The organism is Pseudomonas sp. MF6767 (assembly GCF_016405475.1).
In the GTDB taxonomy this organism is placed as follows: domain Bacteria; phylum Pseudomonadota; class Gammaproteobacteria; order Pseudomonadales; family Pseudomonadaceae; genus Aquipseudomonas; species Aquipseudomonas paracarnis.
This window is the reverse complement of record NZ_JAEKCY010000004.1, coordinates 311,785-334,224: the sequence shown is the minus strand read 5'-3', so window position 1 is coordinate 334,224 and position 22,440 is coordinate 311,785. Positions and strand designations below refer to the sequence as shown.

The 22,440-nt window shown below is 61.1% G+C and carries 18 protein-coding genes; 3 read left to right on the top strand and 15 right to left on the bottom strand.

Annotated elements, in window-relative coordinates; all coding sequences use genetic code 11:
• The first annotated feature begins 38 nt into the window (after positions 1-38).
• The gene (locus tag JFT58_RS10015) at positions 39-1,007 is read left to right on the top strand and encodes a hypothetical protein (protein ID WP_054896250.1); all 969 of its coding nucleotides are present in this window, start codon (positions 39-41) and stop codon (positions 1,005-1,007) included.
• 69 nt (positions 1,008-1,076) lie between these two features.
• Here JFT58_RS10015 and JFT58_RS10010 read toward each other — a convergent pair whose 3' ends face one another.
• The 3 genes from JFT58_RS10010 to msbA form a co-directional block, all read right to left on the bottom strand.
• On the bottom strand, positions 1,077-2,012 hold the full coding sequence (locus JFT58_RS10010; RefSeq protein WP_054896249.1) for an NAD-dependent epimerase/dehydratase family protein: 936 nt from the start codon (positions 2,010-2,012) through the stop codon (positions 1,077-1,079).
• Entirely contained in the window at positions 2,005-3,429 is a 1,425-nt protein-coding gene (gene hldE, locus JFT58_RS10005; protein ID WP_054896276.1) for a bifunctional D-glycero-beta-D-manno-heptose-7-phosphate kinase/D-glycero-beta-D-manno-heptose 1-phosphate adenylyltransferase HldE, read from the bottom strand. The genes JFT58_RS10010 and hldE overlap by 8 nt, the downstream gene beginning before the upstream one ends.
• A 229-nt stretch (positions 3,430-3,658) precedes the next feature.
• The gene (gene msbA / locus JFT58_RS10000; RefSeq protein WP_054918872.1) at positions 3,659-5,464 is read right to left on the bottom strand and encodes a lipid A export permease/ATP-binding protein MsbA; all 1,806 of its coding nucleotides are present in this window, start codon (positions 5,462-5,464) and stop codon (positions 3,659-3,661) included.
• A gap of 158 nt (positions 5,465-5,622) precedes the next feature.
• On the opposite strand from msbA, the gene JFT58_RS09995 reads away from it, so the two are divergent.
• On the top strand, positions 5,623-7,464 hold the full coding sequence (locus tag JFT58_RS09995) for a bifunctional O-antigen ligase/aminoglycoside phosphotransferase family protein (RefSeq protein ID WP_054896248.1): 1,842 nt from the start codon (positions 5,623-5,625) through the stop codon (positions 7,462-7,464).
• A gap of 48 nt (positions 7,465-7,512) precedes the next feature.
• Here JFT58_RS09995 and JFT58_RS09990 read toward each other — a convergent pair whose 3' ends face one another.
• The 6 genes from JFT58_RS09990 to JFT58_RS09965 all read right to left on the bottom strand — a co-directional run bounded on the left by JFT58_RS09990 (position 7,513) and on the right by JFT58_RS09965 (position 14,137).
• Positions 7,513-8,394 carry a glycosyltransferase gene (locus JFT58_RS09990; RefSeq protein WP_054896247.1) on the bottom strand — a complete coding sequence of 294 codons (882 nt, stop codon included), beginning with the start codon at positions 8,392-8,394 and terminating at the stop codon, positions 7,513-7,515.
• On the bottom strand, positions 8,391-9,539 hold the full coding sequence (locus JFT58_RS09985) for a glycosyltransferase family 4 protein (RefSeq protein ID WP_054896246.1): 1,149 nt from the start codon (positions 9,537-9,539) through the stop codon (positions 8,391-8,393). Before JFT58_RS09985 ends, JFT58_RS09990 begins: the two co-directional genes overlap by 4 nt.
• Before the next feature lie 85 nt (positions 9,540-9,624).
• Positions 9,625-11,031: a PIG-L family deacetylase gene (locus JFT58_RS09980; RefSeq protein ID WP_054896245.1), complete on the bottom strand. Its 1,407-nt coding sequence runs from the start codon at positions 11,029-11,031 to the stop codon at positions 9,625-9,627.
• Positions 11,028-11,924 (bottom strand): GNAT family N-acetyltransferase, encoded by an 897-nt coding sequence (locus JFT58_RS09975; protein WP_054896244.1) that lies wholly within the window; start codon positions 11,922-11,924, stop codon positions 11,028-11,030. Before JFT58_RS09975 ends, JFT58_RS09980 begins: the two co-directional genes overlap by 4 nt.
• The gene (locus JFT58_RS09970) at positions 11,925-13,682 is read right to left on the bottom strand and encodes a carbamoyltransferase family protein (protein ID WP_014716634.1); all 1,758 of its coding nucleotides are present in this window, start codon (positions 13,680-13,682) and stop codon (positions 11,925-11,927) included.
• Between the two features lie 119 nt (positions 13,683-13,801).
• Positions 13,802-14,137, bottom strand: a complete 336-nt coding sequence (locus JFT58_RS09965; RefSeq protein ID WP_054896243.1) for a YceK/YidQ family lipoprotein — start codon at positions 14,135-14,137, stop codon at positions 13,802-13,804.
• A 203-nt stretch (positions 14,138-14,340) separates the two neighbouring features.
• On the opposite strand from JFT58_RS09965, the gene JFT58_RS09960 reads away from it, so the two are divergent.
• Complete coding sequence (locus tag JFT58_RS09960) at positions 14,341-16,419, top strand: TonB-dependent receptor family protein (RefSeq protein ID WP_054896242.1); 2,079 nt, start codon at positions 14,341-14,343, stop codon at positions 16,417-16,419.
• Between the two features lie 98 nt (positions 16,420-16,517).
• Here JFT58_RS09960 and JFT58_RS09955 read toward each other — a convergent pair whose 3' ends face one another.
• From JFT58_RS09955 to waaC, 6 genes are read right to left on the bottom strand one after another with little or no spacing between them, the layout of a single operon-like run.
• Positions 16,518-17,969, bottom strand: a complete 1,452-nt coding sequence (locus JFT58_RS09955) for a lipopolysaccharide kinase InaA family protein (protein ID WP_054896241.1) — start codon at positions 17,967-17,969, stop codon at positions 16,518-16,520.
• A complete protein-coding gene (locus JFT58_RS09950) occupies positions 17,969-18,721 on the bottom strand; it encodes a lipopolysaccharide kinase InaA family protein (RefSeq protein WP_034125618.1) in 753 nt (250 codons plus the stop codon). Before JFT58_RS09950 ends, JFT58_RS09955 begins: the two co-directional genes overlap by 1 nt.
• A complete protein-coding gene (locus JFT58_RS09945; protein ID WP_054896240.1) occupies positions 18,718-19,452 on the bottom strand; it encodes a lipopolysaccharide kinase InaA family protein in 735 nt (244 codons plus the stop codon). Before JFT58_RS09945 ends, JFT58_RS09950 begins: the two co-directional genes overlap by 4 nt.
• Positions 19,452-20,258, bottom strand: coding sequence for a lipopolysaccharide core heptose(I) kinase RfaP (rfaP, locus tag JFT58_RS09940; protein ID WP_054896239.1), 807 nt, complete (start codon positions 20,256-20,258; stop codon positions 19,452-19,454). The genes JFT58_RS09945 and rfaP overlap by 1 nt, the downstream gene beginning before the upstream one ends.
• Positions 20,255-21,379, bottom strand: coding sequence for a glycosyltransferase family 4 protein (locus tag JFT58_RS09935; protein ID WP_014716627.1), 1,125 nt, complete (start codon positions 21,377-21,379; stop codon positions 20,255-20,257). Before JFT58_RS09935 ends, rfaP begins: the two co-directional genes overlap by 4 nt.
• Positions 21,379-22,440: a lipopolysaccharide heptosyltransferase I gene (gene waaC, locus JFT58_RS09930; protein WP_198834375.1), complete on the bottom strand. Its 1,062-nt coding sequence runs from the start codon at positions 22,438-22,440 to the stop codon at positions 21,379-21,381. The genes JFT58_RS09935 and waaC overlap by 1 nt, the downstream gene beginning before the upstream one ends.

Genomic DNA, 22,440 nt, shown 5'->3' with positions numbered 1-22,440 from the left:
CGCCCACGCGGCCGACCCCGTCGCAAGAAGGAGCCGACATGCCGCGTACGCTCATAAGAAAGAACCCCAGCAACTTCAAGACACTGCCGCTGCACGTCGAAGCCACCCCCGAAGGCCTGAGCTACCAGAGCGTCGGCATGCCGCTCAACTTCGCCCAGACCCTGCAACGGCGCAAGCCGGTCGAGGTACCAGATGCCGAACGCTTCGCCCTGGAACTGGCGAACCTCGGCGTCTCGGTACGCCTGACCCTGCACTGGCAAAACAAGGACTACTGGGTGCTGGTGCGCCAACGCCGCCAGGACCGTGGCGATGTGGTGCTCAAGCTGATCTCCGGCTACGTCCCGGCCCATGAACTGAACCTGCCGCTGCACACCGCCATCCAGGAAATTGCCGAAGAGTGTCTGCTCGAAACCCCAGAAGGCTGGCTCGGCGGGCGCTTCAACGACACCTGGCTGCCGGCGCCCTACTCCGCCGCCCTGCATTACCGCGAGGCCCTACCGTTTCGGCTCAGCCCCTTGTCCGGCGCCGCACGCCCGGTACGCTGCGCCACCATGCAACTGATCGAGCGCCCACGGGCCTATGTGCACCTGCCGACCGCCTCGCTGCAATTGATTTATGACCTGCGCCTGGAAGTGCCGAAGGAAGCCAAGTCCCTCAGCTTGTTTCATGTGGATGAGCGTTTGGAGGGTGACCAACTGGTGGCGCGCCTGGACCGTCAGCGCCCGGACCTGTACTTGATGCCGCTCAAAGATGGCGAGCCACTGGCAGAGTTGTACACGGTCAAGAAAGACCAACTGTACCCGGCCAGCACGCGCGGCCTCTATCTGGCGGAAAGTTTTGCCCAGCAAGAAGGCTGGCTGGTGCGCGATGAGCGGATTCGCTGGAAGGATTGGCTCAGGCAGCAGGGCCTGGCAGAACCGGAAAAAGACTCCAAGCTCAAGCGCTTGACCGGCAAGGCACGGCAGATGCTGCGCAAGATCGTGCCGAAGAAAAAAGTCAGAAACTGATGCGTTAACCCTTTCATTGAGGCGCGAGGCGGACGGTTTTGTCCACCTCGACTCATGCAGGTCCAGCAGTCAGCCGTTCAACAGCTGCTCCAGCCCCACTTTCAACGGGGTAGGCTCGGGCGGCGTGAAACTGGCCAATAACCTTTGGTTGTTCGCCCTGGAGTGCCGAATATCGCCAGAGCGCGCCAGTTCATACGTCACAGCAGGAAGCGAGCCGAGTGCCTCTTCCAACGCCCGCAGAACCTGCCTCAGGGTGGTGGTACGGTTCCAACCGACGTTAATAGCACCCAAGGGTGCATCTGGCACCTCAACGGCCTGTACCAGCAGATCAACCAAATCTCCCACATACATGAAATCGCGGGTCTGCTCACCATCGCCGAACACGGCGATAGGCAAGCCGCGCTGAGCACGCTCGCTAAAGATGCTGATCACGCCAGAGTATGGCGATGACGGATCCTGACGGGGTCCGAAAATATTGAAGAAGCGGAAAATCACCGGTTCCAGGCCATGCTGGCGACGGTAGAAATCAAAATAATATTCGCCAGCCAACTTGTCTGACGCATAGGGCGTCAATGGAGCTTTAGCCGTCTCCTCGTCAATCGAAGCACCTTCACCATTGTTGCCATATACAGCTGCACTGGAGGCATATACCACACGCTTCACGCCAGCCTTGCGCATAGCCTCGCAGAGATTCAAGGTGCCGACGAAATTGCTCTGATGAGTGCCGACGGGATCATCCACCGATGCTTGAACAGAGGCTACTGCCGCCAAGTGCACCACCGCCGTCATACCAACAACGGCTCGCGCCACCTCTTCAGCATTGGCGACGTCACCTTCAAGTAATTCGAATCGCTCGTTATCAAGCGGCAAATTGCTTCGCTTACCGGTGGAGAGGTTATCCAGCACACGGACCCAATAGCCTCCAGCAAGTAGCGCATCGACCAAATGCGAGCCGATGAACCCAGCCCCGCCAGTGATCAGAATCCATTTTTTAGTATCAATCATTATTACGGATCTTCTCCACGATTGCGGTGGTTGAACTGTTTTCCACTAGACCCAACACTTTGACCGTGCCGCCATACGCACTGACGATGTCCGCACCGACTACCTGATCGACAGTGTAGTCACCACCCTTGACCAGCACGTCGGGCTTGACCTGGGCCAACAGGTTTTCCGGGGTGCCTTCGGAGAAGCTGATCACCCAGTCCACCGCGCCCAGGCCCGCGAGTACCGCCATGCGCCGGTCAACACTGTTGATCGGGCGGCCAGGACCTTTCAAGCGGCTGACCGAAGCGTCATCGTTGACCGCAACGATCAAGCGATCGCCTTGGGCGCTTGCCTGCTCCAGGTACGTCACATGCCCGGCGTGCAGGATGTCAAAGCAGCCGTTGGTGAACACAATGCTTTCGTTGTGAGCTCGAGCATCGTCAATTGCCAGCAGCAACTGCTCCAGGCCCAGCACACCGCGCTCCGAGCCTTCGGAACGCTGGATCGCACGGCGCAACTCAGGTGCGCTGATGGCTGCAGTACCCAGCTTGCCCACCACAATGCCCGCGGCCAGGTTAGCCAAGGCCACGGCGTGGGGCAGTTCCTCGCCAGCCGCGATAGACGCAGCCAGAGTAGAGATTACCGTGTCACCGGCGCCCGTAACGTCAAACACTTCACGGGCACGCGCCGGCAGGTGCATCGCCGGGTGACCCGGACGCAACAGGGTCATACCGTGCTCGCCACGGGTCACCAGCAAGGCGCCCAGGTCGAGATCGGCCATCAGCGCCGCGCCCTTGCTCACCAGTTCGTGCTCATCAGCGCAACCGCCGACGATGGTTTCGAACTCACTGAGGTTGGGCGTGAGCAGGCTGGCGCCTCGGTAAACCGAGAAGTCCTTGCCCTTGGGATCGGCCAACACCGGAATGTTGCGAGCCTTGGCGGCCTGGATCAACACCTGGTGATTCTGCAAGGCGCCTTTGCCGTAGTCGGACAACACCAGCACCTTGATACCGTCGAGCAGCGCGTCGACCTGGTCGCCGAGGGCCAGGGCGTCGGTGGCGAAGGGTTCTTCGAAATCGATACGCAGCAACTGCTGGTGACGGCTCATGACCCGCAGCTTGACGATCGTCGGCTGATGGGCGATGCGCTGGAACAACGCATGCACGCCGGCACCCTGCAGGCTGTTGGCCAGACTTTCGGCCGCTTCGTCGTCGCCGGTCACCCCCACCAGGCAGGCCGGGGCGCCGAGGGCGGCAATATTGAGCGCGACGTTGGCAGCGCCACCTGGGCGGTCTTCGATTTGCTCGACCTTGACGACCGGTACCGGAGCCTCAGGGGAAATCCGTGAGGTACCACCATGCCAGTAACGGTCGAGCATGACATCGCCGACCACCAAGACAGCGGCTTGATTGAATCGCGGCATGGACAACTTCATGGAGCAACCCACATACAAAATGAACAGGGGCGCGATATTAGCACAGGGTTTGCGATGGCTTGCGACCACCGCAGGGCAAATGTGGGAGGGGATTTGCTCTCTGTAGGAGCGAGCTTGCTCGCGAAAAACTCACAGACGCCGCGTTTATTCAGGAAGCGCGGTTTATCGTTGAGGTTTTTCGCGAGCGAGCTCGCTCCTACATTTCCTTTACACCGTGATGCCGGTTGGATCAGGTGATATCAGCCTGCACCGGTGCATCCAGACCCATGGCATGCAGGCGGGCGTAGTAACCGTTCTGCGCCAACAACTCGCCATGGGTACCACGCTCGACAATCCGCCCGTCGTCCATCACCAGGATCAGGTCAGCCTTCTCGATGGTGGACAAACGGTGCGCGATCACCAGGGTCGTGCGGCCTTGCATGACCTTATCGAGTGCCGCCTGGATATGCCGCTCGGACTCGGTATCGAGGGCCGAGGTGGCCTCGTCGAGGATCAGCAACGGCGCATTCTTGAGCAACGCACGCGCAATCGCCAAACGCTGACGCTGGCCGCCGGACAACAGCACACCGTTCTCACCCACCTGGGTATCGAAGCCCTTGGGCAACTGATCGATGAAGTCCTTCGCATTGGCATCCGCCGCCGCCGCTTCCACATCGGCACGAGGTGCACCGGCCAGGTCGCCGTAGGCGATGTTGTTGGTCACGGTGTCGCTGAACAGGGTCACATGTTGGGTGACCTGGGCAATGTGTTTGCGCAGGTTGAGCAACTTGTAGTCTTCAATCTCGATGCCATCGAGCAGGATTTCACCGCTTTCATGATGGTAAAAGCGCGGGATCAGGCTGGCCAGGGTCGACTTGCCACTGCCCGAGCGCCCCACCAGCGCAATCATCTGCCCAGGCTCGGCGGTGAAGCTGATGTCCTTGAGCACATGGCGATCGGTGCCAGGGTAGGTGAAGTTCAGGTGACGAACTTCCAGGCGACCGCTGACCTTGTCGCGTTCGAGAGTGCCGTGGTCGACCTCCACGTCTTCGTCCAGCTGTTCGAAGATACTTTCGGCGCCCGCCACACCTTTCTGAATAGTCGAGCTGACCTCCGAGAGCTGGCGGATCGGCTTGGGCAACAAGCCCGCCAGAGTGATGTAGGCCACCATGTCACCCGCCGAGGCGTCGCCACGCAGGTACAGCACCAGGAACATCAGCACGGCCATGGCGGAGTAGATCACCAATTGCAGCGCCGGGGTGTAGATCGCCCCGGTGCGGGTCATGCGCAGTTGCTTGTTGGTGTTGCTCTGGCTGGCCTTGAAAAAGCGCTTCTGTTCGTAGATTTCACCGCCGAAGCTGCGCACCACGCGGTAGCCCTGGATGGTCTCCGAGGCCACGTGGGTCACGTCGCCCATGGCCACCTGGATCTTCTTGCTCTGCTTACGGAATTTCTTGCTGGCGGTACTGACCATCACGGCAATCAACGGCAGGATCGCGATCATTACCAATGTGAGGCGCCAGTTCATGTACAGCAAGGAGGCGAACAGGAAGATCACCGTCATGCCTTCGCGGATCACCACCTTGATGGCATCGGTCGCGGCCCCCGTGACCATGGTCACATTGAAGGTGATGCGGGAAATCAGATGCCCGGAGTTGTGATTATCGAAGTAGCGGTTGGGCAGCGTCAGCAGGTTGTTGAACAGTTGCACCCGCAAGTCGTGGACCAGACCCAGGGAGACCTTGGCCAACAGGTAGTTGCCCAGGAACGAACCAAGGCCCTGCCAGGCCGCGATCAGGATGATCAGCAGCGGCACTGCCTGCAGCAATTGCAGGTCGCGCAAAAAGGGCACGGTCGGGAACAGCACAGCTTCCGGATTGGAGAGACCGTCGACAAAGTACTTGAGGATGTAACCCAGCATCGGTTGGGTCGACGCGAAAATCAGAAATCCAAGGATACTCAACGCGAACAAGCCCATATAGGGCTTAACGTAACTGAGCAGGCGGAAGTATATTTTCAAGCTCGAAGGGCTTGCGCTCGGACTGGAGTCGGTCATATCACGCGGCGTTTTGAAAAAGGAGGCTGACTTTAGCACAGCTTCTCTGTTGTACTTGCACCCGGCGTAAGCCGCGGCCCGGTTGGATCCTACCGGCGACATTACTTAGCCACTAGCTTAAGATGGTTGGCTTTCTATTTCTGGAATGGCTCTACTGTATGCACTCCAAGCGCCTTATCTATGGCTCAAATCGCGTTTTCGACTTCCTGGTCCTGTGGATTTTACCTGTTGGCTTGTTGCTGCTCCTGAGTGCACTGTTCTTCGTCGGCAATCGTAATGTACTGCATCGGATCGTATACATCCTGTTCAGCGTACCGACCTTGTTTCTGCTGCTCATGCGTCCCCGGGAACTCAAGGATCTGTTAAGAGAGCCCCTGGCTATTGCGTTTCTATCCTTCTCCGTTTGGGCTCTGACCAGCCTGCTCTGGAGCCCTGAGCCCAGTTCCGATACCGACCTGTTCAAGCGGCCGCTGAACACCTTCATGCTGTTTGGTGGCTGTGGCCTCCTGCTGCATTATCGCAATGAGCTGTTCAAGCCTATCTTCTTTAGCGCTGCTATCATTGCGCTGGTGGTGAGTCTGGGTAACGTTGTGGCGTTTGCAAAAGTCTTTCAGCCCGGCATGCGCATGATCGGTGGCCTTGGCGCCCTAGATAACCCGCTGCTCAGCTCGCACCTTTTTGGCTTTTTCACTGTGTATTGGCTGTACGTCTGCATGACCACCCAGCGCCTGAAGGTGTTGTGGTTCAGCGTACCAGCGCTGGCAATCATGACTGCGGCCGTGCTGGCAACCGGCTCACGTACGCCTTTGGTGGCGTTGACGCTGTCCATCCTGTGGATGAGTTTTGTCAGCCGCAACCGTCGCTCGGCTTTACTTCTCAGCGGCATGGTCCTGGGTGCTGCCGCGCTCCTGTTGCTATACCCCGAATCGATTACTGAACGAGGCAGCTCATTCCGCCTGGAACTGTGGAGCATGTCGTTGCGGCTTATCTCCGAACATCCGTGGATCGGTCATAGTTACGACTCCGAGCTGTTTCTGACTCTGCCAGATGGAGACCAACTGCGCGAACCTCACAGCTTTGCCCTCGGGGTGCTCTACTACGTCGGTATCATTGGTTTTATCCCGTGGATATTCATGCTCGGTTGGGGCCTGTACAAAGGCCTGCAGCAACGCGCCCAGCCGCTGTTCATCCTGGCTTCGTCACTGCTGGCCTACGGCATCGGTGCGGGCCTGACCGAAGGCGGCGGCATTCTGTCGCGCCCTAAGGAGCACTGGTTCCTGCTGTGGATTCCGTTGGCAATTATCACCGGCCTGAGCATCGCCCAGCGCCATCGCAGCCTGCTGCGCATGCCGGTGCAGAACCTCAAGCCCGCAGCGTTTGAACAACTTTGCAGCAACGCCCACGTGATTGAGGCCGATGGCCTGGGTCCCAAAGTCCTGCGCCTGGAGGACGGCAGTTTCCTCAAGCTGTTCCGCCCACGCCGCTGGTACACCTCCGGCAGCTTCAACCCGTACTCCGAGCGCTTTGCCAGCAACAGCGAGCAACTGCGCACCCTGGGCATTCCTACCCCGCACATCCTCGGGCTCTACCGCCTGAGCGACGCCAGCAGCGCGGTGCGCTACACGCCGTTGCCCGGCCTGACGTTGCGCCAAGCGCTGCAAAGCCTGGACAGCAGCCTGCGTGAATCACTGGTTGAGCGCTTTGGACGGTTCATGGCGCAACTGCACGAGCGCGGCGTGTACTTCCGTTCGCTGCACTTGGGTAACGTGTTGTTGATGGACGACGGTGAGTTCGCCCTGATCGACGTGGCTGACCTGCGCATCTACCCGTCTTCACTGCGTTACGCCTTGCGCCAACGCAACCTGCGCCACATGCAACGTTATCCTCAGGATCGCAACTGGCTGTTCGAAACGCACTTCGAACAATTGGTCAAAGGTTACGCCTCGGAGGCGAGCCCAGCGGCCACTGCGAAAATCCGCGAGCAGGTCCAGAGCCTGTAAACACCTGTAGGAGCGAGCTTACTCGCTCCTACAGGGGGCGGCGTCGGTTCAGTTCTTGAGCGGCGCCAGATACAACCGCACTAGCCCGCGCAAGGTCTTGCGCCCCCAGAACTTCAAAGGGATCTGCTTGAGAACCTCCCGCGCCAACGGGCGGTCGCGGTCGGCGGTCTTGAGAAACATCGAGTTCAGGAAGTTGTAGCGAACCGCGTCATAGGCCGGGTGCTCGCTGAACTTGGCGTAGGTCTTGAGGATGTTCTGGATCATGTAGCGGTGGTTCTTGTACGTGTTGCTGGCGTGCTGGCGATACTTGGCCATCACCACGTCAAGGGCGTCAATGGTGTAGCCCGCCGCCGTGATCTTCAGTTGGATCAGCAAGTCTTCCAGGGGAATCTGCGGGTCGAAACCACCGACCTCCTCCAGCACTTCGCGACGAATCAGCATGGTCGGCGCCGGTGGAAACGGCTTGCGGTCCAGGAACAGGTCATCGAAGTCCAGACGTCGAAACGGCACGTCGCGACGCTGTTTCTTCTCCGGGTGCAGGTTGCCATCCCCGTCGATCAGCTCGATATTGCCAGCACACATGCCCACCTTCGGCTTGCCGTCCATATACGCCACCTGGGTGGCAATACGGTCCGGCAACATGATGTCGTCCGAGCCGAACGGTGCGATGAGGCTGCCCTTGGCGCGAGCAATCGCACCGTTCAAGGTCGCGCTGAGCCCTTGGTTCTGCTGCACCTGGAAATCAAAGCCGTGCTCGGCCTGCAAGCGCTGGATGCGTTCGACGCTGTCATCCTTGGAGCCGTCGTCGACTACCAACAGCTCGATATTGGGGTAGGTCTGCCCCAGCACGCTAAGAATGCTTTGCTCGATGTACTGGCCATGGTTGTAGGAAGCGATGATCACCGAGACCAGAGGTTGTGGCTGATTCATGCTCTACCTACTTCACGCAAACCGGTTTCAATCAGGGTCAGGTACTTGTGTTTGAACTCATCGAGGGTGTGGTTGGCCTCCAGATAGCGGAACACCTCCTCACCCTTGGCGCGCAATTGTTCATCGCTCATGGCCAGGTAAGTGTCCAGGGCCGCAGCCAATTGTTCGACGTTGCCCGGATCATGGGACAAGCCGCCCGCGCCATGCACCAGTGGCAGCATCGCCGGGCCGTTGGAGGCAATCACCGGCAGATGGCCGCTCATGCCTTCCAGCAAGGCCAGGCCCAGGCCTTCGAACAGCGACGGCATGGTCCAGATATCGAAGCCACGCACGTACTTCATGCCGTCTTCGCGAAAGCCCAGCAAGTGCGCACGGCCGGTCAGGCCCAGGCGCTCGATGTCGGCACGCAGGTCGGCTTCGGCACGGCCGGAACCAATAATCCCCACCTGCGCCTCAGGGTATTTGTCCTTGAGCGTGGCGAAGGCTTGCAGCAGGTGGGTATGGCCCTTGATCGGCACGAGGCGGCCCAGGGCGCCGATCATCCGTGCATCCGTTGGCAGGCCCAGGGCCTTGCGCGCGTCCTCACGAGACAGCTGCAAAGCCTCGGCCTGGGGAATGTCGATAGCGTTGGTGACGTAGGTGGTGTTCTCACGGGTGAAGCCGCAGTTGAGGTCTACCAGGTAGTCCTTGACCGCTTCGGACACCCCGACAAAGCGCCACGCCGGGCTGACCCAGCGCTGGGTCTGACGCCGACGGTAACCACGGGCGTACTCGCCAAAGCCGTGGGAGATGCCGATGCACAGCGGGATCTTCAACCAGCGGTTGAGCGACAGCATCATGTTCACCGACTTGAAGCGGTTACAGATGACCACGTCGAACTTCTGCTCGCGGCAGTACTTGTAGATCTGCCACATGGCGCCAAAGCGAATGCCCTTGAGGGACTTTTCCGGCAGCTCGAAATAATGGGAGTGCTCGGCCACGCTCAGGGGCTGGCCGGGCAGCGGGCGCCCACTGAGAAATCCGGAGGTCACCTCGAAGCGCTCAGCCGGCAGGGATTTGACGATTTGCTCACCCAAGTCCGCGAAGTCATGGGTCTTGACGTTGTAGTCCGGCTGTAACTGCAAAACCTTGAAACGAGGCTTCATAACTCTCCATGCAGCGATCTGGCTACGGGCACGCAGCCCGGTAAAAAGGGCGACAGGCGCATAACGGCCTGCCTTCAATCGGCTCTCAGTCCTGCTTCAGGACCCACAACAGCTCGTGACGGCGCACGGCCTTGCGGAAGAATTCGTTCTCGCCATAGGGCGATGGACTACGGCCCGCCAGCAGTTGCTGCAACCACCTACGCACCCGACGCTTGAACGGCGCTGGCGGCTGCAGGTCGTGCATCATGCCCAGGGCCATGGCCTTGTCCTGCTGCTGGCTCAAGGCGAGGGCGAAACTGCACGGCACCAGTTCCACAGCACCATCGAAACGTGGCGGAAGCGCCACGCCAGCGCCGGAATCGCCCATGGGCCAGCGGTCGTTATCATGCAGGTGATTGGCGTAGCCGAGCAATGTGTCGGGCTGCCACTCCAGGCCCTGCAAGGCTTCCAGCACTGCCGCGTGGGCGCAGATATGGTCGGCGTGAGGGTCCAGCAACGGCGTGGGCAAGACGATGACCTGGGGTTGCGCCTTGAGCAGCAGCGCCCGCAGGTCGGCGATCAGGTTATGCCAGGTCGGCGCGCCATCAGCATCGCCAGGCAGGGCAAAACCATTGAACTGGCGAAACAGCCGCGTATCGGCCAAATCGGCTTCGCGGGAGGCTTGAGGCTGATCTGGCGCGGCCTGCATGGCTTGCAACTGCATGCAGAAGTACCCCAACTGCACGCACTGCGCCTCGGGCACGCCCGCCCAGCGGGGCACGGCGACGCTGTCCCACGCTCGCAAACGGCCCTTGAGGCGCGCAGCTTCGGCCTTGGGCAGGCCCATGTGCTGATAATGCTCGGCTTCGATTTCACCGGCCGTCAGCGTGACGATCCAGCTTTCAGTCGCCTGGCTGTAAAGGCTGAACGCAGCCAGCTCGGCATCGTCGGCATGGGGCGCGATCACCATCACACGTTGCTGGCGATAGTCCGGCTGGCGAAAGCGCCACAGCGTCGGCTGCCCCTTGATCCGGCAAAAACGCCCGCGCAATTCGAGCTTGCCCGCGACCAAGGCTTCGGCGGCGCCGGTCAGGTTCAGATAACGCCGCCCAGCGACGCCGCGTTCGAAGGCTTGCCGGTCCGGGCTTTGCAGGCCCAACAGGTCCACCGCAGGATCGAAGAAACGCCCCAGCCAGGTACTTTTCAACTCAACGCCGACGATCAGGGTTTCATCCGCCGCCAACGGCGTATCCAGCAGCAGCCGGCCCGCCTCCAGGCGCAAGCCGGGCTGTTCGCTGCCAGCCGGGAAGGCATACTCATAGCTGTCTTTGGGCGAATAAAACAGGTGATCGGCAAACCAGGCTTCATGGGCGGCCCACAGCAGCCCTGCAAGGATCAGCGGCAACCACCAGGCGACCAGTACGCCGGTGGCGACCAACACCAGCACGCCGATCAATAGCGCAATACGTTTGTTACGCCGATGGCGCTTGAGCAGTTGCTGTTTGCGGCTCATACGCTGAACACCGGCACCGGGTTGCACCAGCGCTCCTTGTATTCACGGTCGGAACGCCCGAAGGAGAAGCGCAGTGACTTGTTCGCCGCCCGCGCATGTTCCCAGGCACTTTGGGTATTGAGGAAACTCAGCACACTGCCAGGGCTGAATGCACGGGTTTCAGGGTCGACGCCGCCGTTGACATACTCGGCGCTGAACCACTCGTTGGACTGCACCTGATACACCAATTGCACTGCAATCGGCGCGTCGTTCAGAAACAGCACCGAGCCGAACAGGAATTCCTTGAGCAACTCCAGCACCTCGGCCAGACGCGCCGCGCCCGCCGCCGGGAAGCCCCAACGACGCTGGAACAGGTCGCAATAAATCGCCGCCAGTTCTACGCTGGAAAACTCACTGACCGCCCTTACCACGCCGCCCGCCTCTTCCAACAGGCGCAGTTCACGCCGCTGGTTATAGCGAAACTTCTTCGACAGGTCTTCGGGCGTGCGCGCCATGGCCAATTGCTCGGCCTGAGGCTTGAGGGTGCTCACGCGCCCCTCGTTCAACGCCGAGAGGTAGCGCGCACGGTGCCGTAACGGTGCCTGCGCATCGGCGGCAATCGGCAGGATGATCTCGGCGTTGCCCAGGTCAAACAGGCCTTTCTTGCCGCTGCGCTTGAGCACGTCCTTGGACAGCGCCAGGTCGCGCCCCCAGGTGGCGATCGCCCCCTTGAGCTCACCACCTTGCTCCCAGCCCAGGTAGCGCACGGGTATCTGCGCCAGGCCGGCCAGCCGCTCGATCACCTGGGGATGGGTCGCCACGCTGCCGCCGTAACGCTGCCAGGCCTGGGCGTAAACCTCGGCCTCGACAGGCGCCCAGCCACGTTCCCGCCAGCCCTGGAAGCGGTTCAGCATTTAAACCACGGCGTCATAAGGGTCCACGCCGTCCTTGACCACCAGAATGTCTTCCATGATCAGGTACTGCAGGTCCGAGCCGAAGAACATGTTCAGCGCGTCGGTCGGCGAGCAGATCATCGCTTCGCCACGGCGGTTGAGCGAGGTGTTCAGGGACACGCCGTTACCGGTCAGCACTTCCAGCTCTTTCATCATGTCGTAGTAGCGCGGGTTGTATTCGCGCTTGAGCACCTGGGCACGGGAAGTACCGTCTTCGTGCACCACTTCCGGTACACGGGTCTTCCACTCTTCGGCGACTTCAAAGGTGAAGGTCATGAACGGCGCCGGGTGATCGACCTTGATCATCTGTGGGGCCACGGTGTCGAGCATCGACGGGCAGAAAGGCCTCCAGCGCTCGCGGAACTTGATCTGGTGGTTGATGCGATCCGCGACGCCGGTTGCACTTGGGCAACCGATGATCGAACGACCGCCCAACGCACGCGGGCCAAACTCCATGCGGCCCTGGAACCAGGCTACCGGATTGCCGTCGACCATGATCTTGGCAATGCGCTTAGGCATGTTCTCGATCTTGCGCCAGTTCGGCTTGCTCTCGTGCTTGGCACACGCGGCAATCACGTCTTCGTTGCTGTAGGACGGGCCGAGGTAGACGTGTTCCATCTTCTCGACCGGTACACCACGAGCATGGGACACGTAGGCCGCCGCACCGACGGCGGTGCCGGCATCGCCGGAAGCCGGCTGTACGAACAGCTCTTTGACGTCGTCACGGGCGATGATTTTCTGGTTCAGCTTGACGTTCAGCGCACAGCCGCCGGCGAAGGCCAGCTTGCCGGTGTCCTTGAGGATGTCGCCCAGGTAGTGGTCGATCATCTGCAAGGCCAGTTTTTCGAACAGCGCCTGCATGCTGGCTGCATAGTGGATGTACGGTTCGTCGGCGATGTCGCCTTCGCGTTTCGGCCCCAGCCACTCGATCAGTTTTGGCGAGAAGTAGAAACCCTTGCCCTTCTCTTTGTAGCGGCGCAGGCCGATGACGTTGGCGTAGTCGGTGTTGATCACCAGTTCGCCGTTTTCAAAGGAGGCCAGGCGCGAGAAGTCGTATTTGCTGGCATCGCCGTACGGCGCCATGCCCATGACCTTGAACTCACCGTCGAGCATTTCGAAACCGAGGAACTCGGTGATTGCGCCGTACAGGCCGCCGAGGGAGTCCGGATCGTAGAATTCCTTGATCTTGTGGATCTTGCCGTTTTCGCCGTAGCCAAAGAAGGTAGTGGCGTACTCGCCCTTGCCGTCAATGCCCAGGATCGCGGTTTTTTCCTGGAAGCCCGAGCAGTGGTAGGCGCTGGATGCGTGAGCCAGGTGGTGTTCTACCGGTTCGATCTTGATTTTCTTCGGATCGAAGCCCAGTTGCTCCAGGCACCAGACGATCTTGTTGCGATAGCGCTTGTAGCGACGGTTGCCCATCAGGATCGCGTCAAGGGCGCGGTCCGGGGCGTACCAGTAACGCTTGGCGTAGTGCCAGCGCGCCTCGCCGAACAGGCTGATCGGGGCGAACGGGATCGCCACCACGTCAACGTCCGAAGGCTTGATGCCAGCCTGCTCCAGGCAGAACTTCGCCGACTCGTAGGGCATGCGGTTCTTTGCATGTTTGTCGCGTACGAAGCGCTCTTCTTCGGCGGCCGCAATCAGCTTGCCGTCGATATACAGGGCTGCGGAAGGATCATGGCTAAGGGCGCCGGACAGGCCAAGAATCGTCAATGCCACTGGGGTCTAGCCTCTTTTAGTCTGCATGCAGGCGCATCGCGCCTGAAAAAAGTGTGTTTCCCGCCGGGGCGGGAAACAGCTAAAGGGCGGGATTATAGCTTAAAAGCAGTAGGAAGCTGTTAGCGCAGCTCGATGCTGCCGTCCGCGCTTTGGCGGTAGATCGTGTAGGGCAGGACGAGCGTGTCCAGGACAGCAGAAACGGGCACATCAAGAATGCCCCAGGGAATACCATTCAGCGAGAGATCACTTGCGGAGTTCGGCGGTCCATGCAAGACACACAAGTCATAAACCACGCCGCTATAAACACGCGGAACAGAGTTGCAGTACGTTTTCTTCCTCTTGAGGTTCAGAACAGTGACGTCATCGCCACGCAGTACCGTGGTCGTAGTGCCGCAGCCGCCCATGAGCAACGATATTCCCAGCAATACCAGCAACCTCAGAATAGGAGTCCGCATAGTTGATTCTTCTTGTTTGTTAATAAAGACCGAAAACCTAACACCACAGAACCAAGGCTTCAGGCTTACGCAGTCGACGCTAAGCGTAGGATGCATCCCATTGCGCCCAGCGGTAAGGATTTCGGCAAATCAGAGGGCGAGTCGTTAAACTTGTAACATTTTCGCCTACGCCCCTCACTTGCGCGCTACCAACCGGCCTTTTCATGACTCCTTCTGCCCCAACCTGCCTTGCCTTACTGCTGGGCCTGTGTAACACCGCCCAGGCCGACAATACGCCCCTGATCCTGGACCCCAGCGTGGTCACCGGCTCGCGCAGCGCCAGCCCGACGTTCGATTTGCCCTATTCCGTGGACGGCATCAACCGCGAGCAGATCAGTGACGGCCAGCTCGGCATCAACGCCTCCGAGGCCCTGTCCCGCGTGCCCGGCCTGGTGGTGCAGAACCGCCAGAACTATGCGCAGGACCTGCAAATTTCTTCCCGAGGCTTCGGCGCCCGTTCAGCATTCGGCGTGCGCGGCATCAAGCTGATCGCCGACGGCATCCCCGCCAGTACCCCGGATGGCCAGGGCCAGGCCGCGACGTTCAACCTCGACACGGCCGAGCGCATCGAAGTGCTGCGCGGCCCGGCGGCGACGCTGTATGGCAGCAACGCCGGGGGCGTGATCCAGATGTTCTCCCGCGACGGCGAGGGCCCGCCGCGTATCGGCGCCGAAACCCTGGTGGGCAGCGACGGCCTGAACAAGAACCACCTCAGCGCCGAGGGCGCGGCGAATGGCGCCGGGTTTGTGCTCGACGCCTCGCGCATGGACACCAACGGCTACCGCGATCACAGCAGCGCGCGCCGCGACCAGACCTTCGCCAAGCTCAATGTCGAGCCCGATGACGACAGCAAGCTGGCATTGATCTACAGCAGCCTGGAGCAGAACGGTACGCAAGATCCACTGGGGCAAACCTGGGCAGCGTACAAGGCAGACCCGCGCTCGGTAAGCGCCAATGCGCTGAACTACAACACGCGTAAAAGTATCGATCACCAGCAATTGGGGATGAATTACGAGCGGTATTTCGGTGGCGCGACCTTGCAGGTCAATACCTACACCGGGAGGCGCAGTGTGATTCAGTACCTGTCGATCCCCAAGGGCACGCCCGCCAACGAACGCGGCGGTGGCGTAGTGCAATTTGATCGAAAGTTCTACGGCGGCAGCGTGCGCTGGCTGCAGCCCATCGAAAGCGCGCCTGGCGAGCTGACGATCATTACCGGCCTGGACTTCGACCAAAGCGAAGACAGCCGCCATGGCTATCAGAACTACAGCGGCAACACCCTCGGCGTGAAAGGCCAACTACGCCGCGACGAAATCGACACGGCCCGCAGCCTCGACCCGTATATCCAAGCCAACTGGGCCCTCGACCGCTGGACCCTGCAAGCCGGCGTGCGCCACAGCACGATGCAAATGGACGTTGACGATCAGTTCCTGAGCAATGGCGACGCCAGCGGCAACAAGACCTACCAGAAAAACACCCCTTCGATGAGCGTGATGTACGCGTTCACCCCCGACTTGCACGCCTACATCAGCGCAGGCAAAGGCTTTGAAACCCCGACTCAGGCGGAGCTGGCCTATGCACCGGGCAACGCCGAGGGCTTCAACTTCGGCTTGAAGCCGTCTGAAAGCACGCAATATGAAATGGGCGTGAAAGCGCAACTGAACAACACGCGGATCAACGCCGCCATTTTCCAGATCACCACCGAGGACGAACTGGTGGTGCAGCAATCCATCGGTGGCCGTACCAGCTACCAGAACGCCGGTCGCACGTTGCGCCGCGGCTTCGAACTGGGTGTTGAAAGCCAGCTGAGCGACCACTGGAGCACCAGCCTCGCCTACACCCGCCTGCACGCAACCTACGACAGCGACTTTACCAGCGGCGCCAACACCATCGACAAAGGCAACTACCTCCCCGGCGTGCCACAAACCACCCTGTTCGCCGAACTGAACTGGAAACCACGGGACTGGGTCAGCACCGCCATCGAAGGCATGTACCGCAGCAAGGTCTACGTAGAAGACACCAACCAACAACACGCCGCGCCGGCCTACAGCGTCTTCAACTGGCGCGCACGGTTTGAGCAGAAGGTAGAGCACTGGACCTTTCACCAGACCCTGCGCCTGGATAATCTGCTGGATCGTCAGTACGTGGGGTCGGTGATTGTGGGGGATGGCAATAACCGCTACTACGAAGCGGCGCCGGGGCGCTCGTGGTATGCGGGGGCTGGGGCGCAGTACCAGTTCTGAATGCAGCGCCTGGACGGGCGCCATCGCGGGCAAGCCCGCTCCCACATTTTGACCGCGTTCACAGATCAAGCGTGGGAGCGGGCTTGCCCGCGATAGGTTTAACTGCCGACACCCGCCTCTTTGGGCAACCGCTGATCAATCACGCGATACAACGCACTGCCTTGCGGCCAGTTACGCATAAACCTTGCACGGTCTTTGGCATAGGCCGGCGCAAAGCTGGCAGCGGAAGAGTGCTGACACATCGCATCCAGATCAATCATCGCCCAGTGCCCGTCGCTCCAGAACAGGTTATGGCCTTTGAAATCCCCATGACTGATGCGCTCGCGGATCAAGTCGGCAAACAACTGGTCCAGCGCCTGCAACTCGCTCTCGGGCGCCTCGCCGCTCTCCACATACGGCGCAAAGCGCTCGATGATGTCCGGCCCAGGCAGGTATTCGGTGACCAGGTAGGCGCGGCTGCGCAACCACAGGAATCGTTTCTCCAGCACCGCCAGCGGCTTGGGTGTGGCGAAGCCCAGGAAGGCCAGGCGGTTACCTTCGCGCCAGGAGTGCCAGGCGCGGCTCGGGCGCCAGAAGCGCTTGAGCCAATGGGCAAAACCCTTGATGTTGTAGCGCTTGATCACCAGCGGCCGGCCGGCCACGTCGACCTTGGCCACGCTCGCCGCGCCACCGGTCTTGTACAGGTGACCCTGGTCGAGCAACGCATCGGCCTGCTCAAGCACCGGCACCATGGCGGCTTCTTCTTCGCGGCGGATCGCACGCAAGCCAAAAGCGCCGCGCACCACACTGAACAGCGTGCATTCGCGGCCGGTCTTGTCCAGGTAGTCTCTCAAGCGCCAGGCGCTGACTTTACGCACCTGTTTTTCCAGGGCTTGCATTGGCAAGGCGTGTTCGCCGTTGGCCAGCAAGTAATACACCAGCAACTCCTCGGTAAAGGGCTCGAGGTTTTTCGGCAGTTGGGCGAAGAACACACCGAGGTTCTCCAGCACTCGATTGCGCGATAGCGCCTTGCCCGCCTCTTCGACACGAATGCCGGCGCCATCGATCAGATACAGCTTGCCATCCTTGCGTAGCAAGTTGTCCAGGTGCAGGTCTTCTTGCCACAGGCCCTTGGCATGCATCTGGGCGATCGCGCCCAGCGCTTCGGCGAGCACACCGGTTTGTTCGTCCGCCAACGGCGGCAGGTTTTCGACGGCGAGCCAAGCGTCGGACAGGCTTTGGGCCCCCTCGATAAATTCAAACAGCAGCCAACCACCCTCGCCGTCCTGCAAGCCATCGGCCAGCAGCAACGGCGTGGTCAGGCCTTGCTCAGCCAACAGACGCACACCCGTGAGCTCACGCTGAAAATGCCGCGCCGCCTTGCTGCCCACCAATAACTTGGCCAACACCGGGCGACCACGCCACACGGCGGCACCCACGTAGCGCTGCCCCGGCAACACCCGCAGCAGGCTCAGCAATTGCAATTGCCCAGGGCCGGCGGCATCCGCCAGGTCGAGGGTCAGTGGCAGGCTGGGGGTACGCCCAGCCGATTTCAGCTCGGATAAACGCATCAGCGGTTCTCCTTGTGGCTGCGGCGCGCGGTCAGGCGCTGGTGCCAAGTGGACACCAGGGCACCGTCCTCGGGCTGCTCAAGGTACGCCGCCAGCAGTTGGCGCACCTGCGCATCCGACCATTGCGGCGCACGGCGCAGCAGCGGTTCCAGGTCCTTGACCCGGTCACGCCAGCCAAACAACAGCGGGCGGGTTTTCTCCAGGTCGATCAACTGTGCGGCATACCCCTCACCGGCAGGCTGCAGGAAAATATGCTTGGGGTAAAAACAGCCATGCACCTGCCCGACGCTGTGCAGGTGACGCGCCAGCTTGCCGCAGGCCAACAGGATCGCACTGTGCTGGGCTGCGCTCAATTGCGCCCACTGCTCCAGCAACGAATCCAGGTCATTCCAGCCATCCAGCGCACGGGTGAGCAGCATCGCCCGGCGCTCACCCTTGACCTTGCGCTCTCCGAAGAACGCCGCTTGCAGGGCCGGGATGCCGAGCTTTCGATACAGGCTGATGTTGCGAAACTCGCGGGCAAAACTCGGCTCGCCAAACGGCCGGTGCAAGGTGCGTGTGAGGTAGTTGCTCTGGCGCTTGAGGTAGTAGCCTTGCCCCTCAAGCTCCAGGCGATACACGCTGCTCCAACCGTCGCCGCTGGTGTTCGGCTCGTCCACCGCATCCAGTTGCTTGGCCCACAGGGCGTCGAAGGTCGCCAGGCCGTTGCGCTCAAGCAGAGCGCGGTCTTCAGCCGCCAGGAAGTCACTCATTCGCGTCCCTCGAAAAACTTCACCACATGGCGAATTCGCTGTTTGTCCGACGCGGTCAGGTGCGCGCGCTGGCGATATTGCAGGTAGAAACGCAGGCGCTGGGTGGCCGACAAGTGATACTTGGCGACTTTGTCCAGGCAGGCCAAGTCCTTGGTGATGCGGTACTTGAGCCAGAAGCCGCGCCAGAAATCACCGTTGGGGCAGTCGATCAGGTACAGGGTGCGCTGATCGTCCACCAGCAGGTTGCGCCACTTCAAGTCGTTATGGGTGAAGCGGTGATCGTGCATGGTGCGCGTGTATTCGGCGAGCTGGCGGCTGATGCCATCGACCCACCGGGGGTCTTTGAGGCGCTCATCGTGACGCTCGGCCAGCACCGACAGATCTTCGGTCTTGGGCAGTTCACGGGTGATCATGGCGCCACGGTTATAGGCCAGGCCCTTGCGGTCCAGGCCCCAGGCCACCACGTCGGCGGTGGGGATGCCCCACTTGGCGAAACGCTTGAGGTTCTGCCATTCGGACTTCACCCGCGGCCGACCCAGGTAACGACGCAGGCCCTTGCCGGCACCTACGTAGCGCTTGACGTAATAATTGACCCCGTCACGCTCCACCCGAATCACTTCCGACAACGGGTCGCGGGTCAGCCGCTCGCCTTGCAAGGCGAACACCGCGTCCAGGCTTCCAAAGTCATCCGCCAGGGCGGCGTAGGCAGGTTCCAGATTCCAACCCGCCATCAGATCGCATCCCCGTATCGTTGTTTACGCGCATACAGCTTTGCTGCCATGCGTTCCAGCGCAGACAACAGCGCGGTTTGCTCCGCCAGGATCTGGCGCAGCGGCTGCTGGAAATAGGCCTTGAGAAAACGCAGCTTGTCGCGCTGGGTCAAGCCGATCTCCAACGCGGAGTAATACAGGCCGGCCAAGTCTTTGTTGCGCCAGCGCACGGGGATCGTCGCACGCACCTGGGCACGGTGCAGGTCGATCACCGACAGCTTGAGGTTGTCGACACTGATGGGCCGGTCGGTGTGCAGCAGGAAATGGCAGAGGTAGCAGTCACGGTGGTTGACGCCACCGCGGTGCATCGCGCCCACGGTACGCGCCAGCTCAAGGGTCAAGGCATGCTTGATCGACGGCACGGGCGGTTGCTTGACCCAGTCGAGGGTCAGGTCTTCCAGGCTGATGATGGGGGTCAGTTCCTGGGTGATGATGAACGAGTGCTGGTCGGCCGGGTTGCTGCCTTTTTCACCGAACGCCACGGCGGTCATGGTCGGTACACCAAGCGCCTGCAAGCGCTGGATCGCCACCCACTCCTGGCCCGCGCCCAACACCGGTAATTTGGCAGTAACCAGGTTCTTGAGGATTTCGCCCCAGCCGATCCCACGGTGGATCTTCACAAAATAAGGCTGGCCCTCGACCACCGTACGCAACGTACGGCGAGCGGCCAGCTCGCGGAACACCTGGCCTTCCAGCTTCTCGACCTCGGCGAACGCATCGCGTCCGGCCCAGAGGGTCTTGAAGGGTTCGGCTAGAATCAACTTCATCGGTTTGGCTCCGCCAGAATCAGGTCCGCAGCGTACTGCGGCATGCTAAAGAGGTCGGCCGTCTCGGCGAAGGCCAGACCATTGCGACTCCAGGTCGCACGCGCTTGTGGGTCGTCGAGCATATCGACCAGATACTGGTTGAGCTGGGTTTGCTCGAACGGCTCGTCCAACACCCGGCCGCTCTGGGCCTTGTCGATGTAGAACGCGTAGCCGCACACCTGGCTCACCAGTACCGGGAGGCCGGCGACCACCGCTTCGACCAGCACCATGCCGGCCGCCTCGTTGTACGCGGGGTGAATCAACAGGTCCGCCCCCAGCAGGAAACGCGGAATATCATTGCGGCCCTTGAAGAACTGCACCTGGTCGCCCAGGCCCAGCGCCGCGCTCTGCAATTGGAATACTTTGGGGTCGTCCTGGCCGATTACAAATAGCCGGGTACGTTTCTTCAGCCGCGAAGGCAGTGCGGCCAGCGCCTTGAGGCTGCGGTCGACGCCCTTGGTCTTGAACCCCGAACCGATTTGCACCAACAGCAAATCGTCTTCGGCCAAGCCGAATTCAGCGCGGAACTCGGCGCGGATCTCGGCGGCGTTCGGCGGGGCGCGGCGGTCGCGGGCAATACCCGGTGGCAACAGGTGAAAACGCTCGGCCTGGGTGCCGTAATACTGGGTAAACAGCTGTTGCTGATGCTCGGACAACACCATGATCTGCGTCTTGGCGTTTTTATCGAACACGGCGCGCTCGTATTCGGCAAAGTGCTTGTAGCGCCCGAACCAGCGATACATCGGGTTGCGCAGTGTCTGGGCCTTGTCCTCGAACACACCGTCGGCGGCAAAATACAGGTCCAACCCCGGCATCTTGTTGAAGCCCACCACGCGGTCCACTGGGCGCTTGGCCAGGTCGGCCTGGATCCAGGCGTAGAGCTTTTCGTTGCGGCGGTGGTTGACCAAGGCCTTGACCGGCGCCACCAGCACCTCAAAGCCTGGCGGGATATCGCCTTCCCAGATCAGGGTGTACACCCGAATGCTGTGGCCGCGCTGCTGGCATTCCAGGGCGATGCGCATGAAGTCGCGCTGCAGGCCACCGAAAGGAAAGTACTTGTACAGAACAAAAGCCAGTTGCATCAGTGCTGCTCCTCGGCCAGTAACAACGTGCTCAGCCGGCTTGCGACACGCTCAGGGTTCAAGCGCGTGAAGCACAGGGGCGACTCGCGTGCGATGTCGAACCGCCGCAGGTCGTCGGCAGTGGGTTGATAAGTGCACTGTTTTTGCAGGCAAGGCGCACACGGCCAGTCGCTGGCCAAGTGAATCTGGCCCTTGCCGTAGGCACCGGTGAGGCCTGGGTTGGTGGGGCCGAACAGGGAAATGGTCGGCACGTCCAATGCCGCCGCCAAGTGGCCAAGGCCGGTGTCGACGGCCACGCAGGCACGGGCGCTCGCCAAGACACGGGCAACGCCCGCCAGGTTGAGCTTGGGCAACACTTCGGCGTTGGGCAGGCCGAGGGCCAGGCGTTCGGCCCGCGCCTTTTCGGCGGCGTTGCCCCACGGCAGCTTTACATCGACGCCCAAACGGCCCATGCGTTCGGCCAGCTCGCGCCAATAGGCTTCGGGCCAGTGCTTGGTGTCCCAGGTAGTACCGTGCAGCAGCAATACGAACGGTTTTTTCGGCGGCAGGCCAAGCAGCTTTTCAACGCTCAGGCCGTAGTCGCCCAGGCGTTGGGGCAGGTCGTAGCCCAGCGCCACGGCGAACAGCTGGCGCAAGCGCTCCACCGCATGCTGCCCACGGGCCACGGCCAGGCGCCGCGAATAAAAGCGCGCAGCCAGGGGTTCACGCGCAGAATCTTTGTCGAAGCCGGCGATGGGCGCCCGCACATAGCGGGTCAGCCAGGCGCTTTTGAGCAAGCCCTGGGCATCGATCACCAGGTCATATTTGGTCGACTGCACCGCCTGCTTGAACCGCCGCCATTCACCGCTCTTGATGGTTTGCCAGAGGTTCTTGCGCCAGCGGCGAATCGCTACCGGGATGACCTTGTCGACCGCCGGGTGCCAGGTTGGGATTTCGGCAAAGCCTTCTTCCACCACCCAGTCGAACCGAGTGCCGGGAATCGCCCGTGCTGCATCAGTGAGGGCCGGCAAGGCATGGATCACGTCGCCCAGGGATGAGGTCTTGATTACCAGAACCCGCAA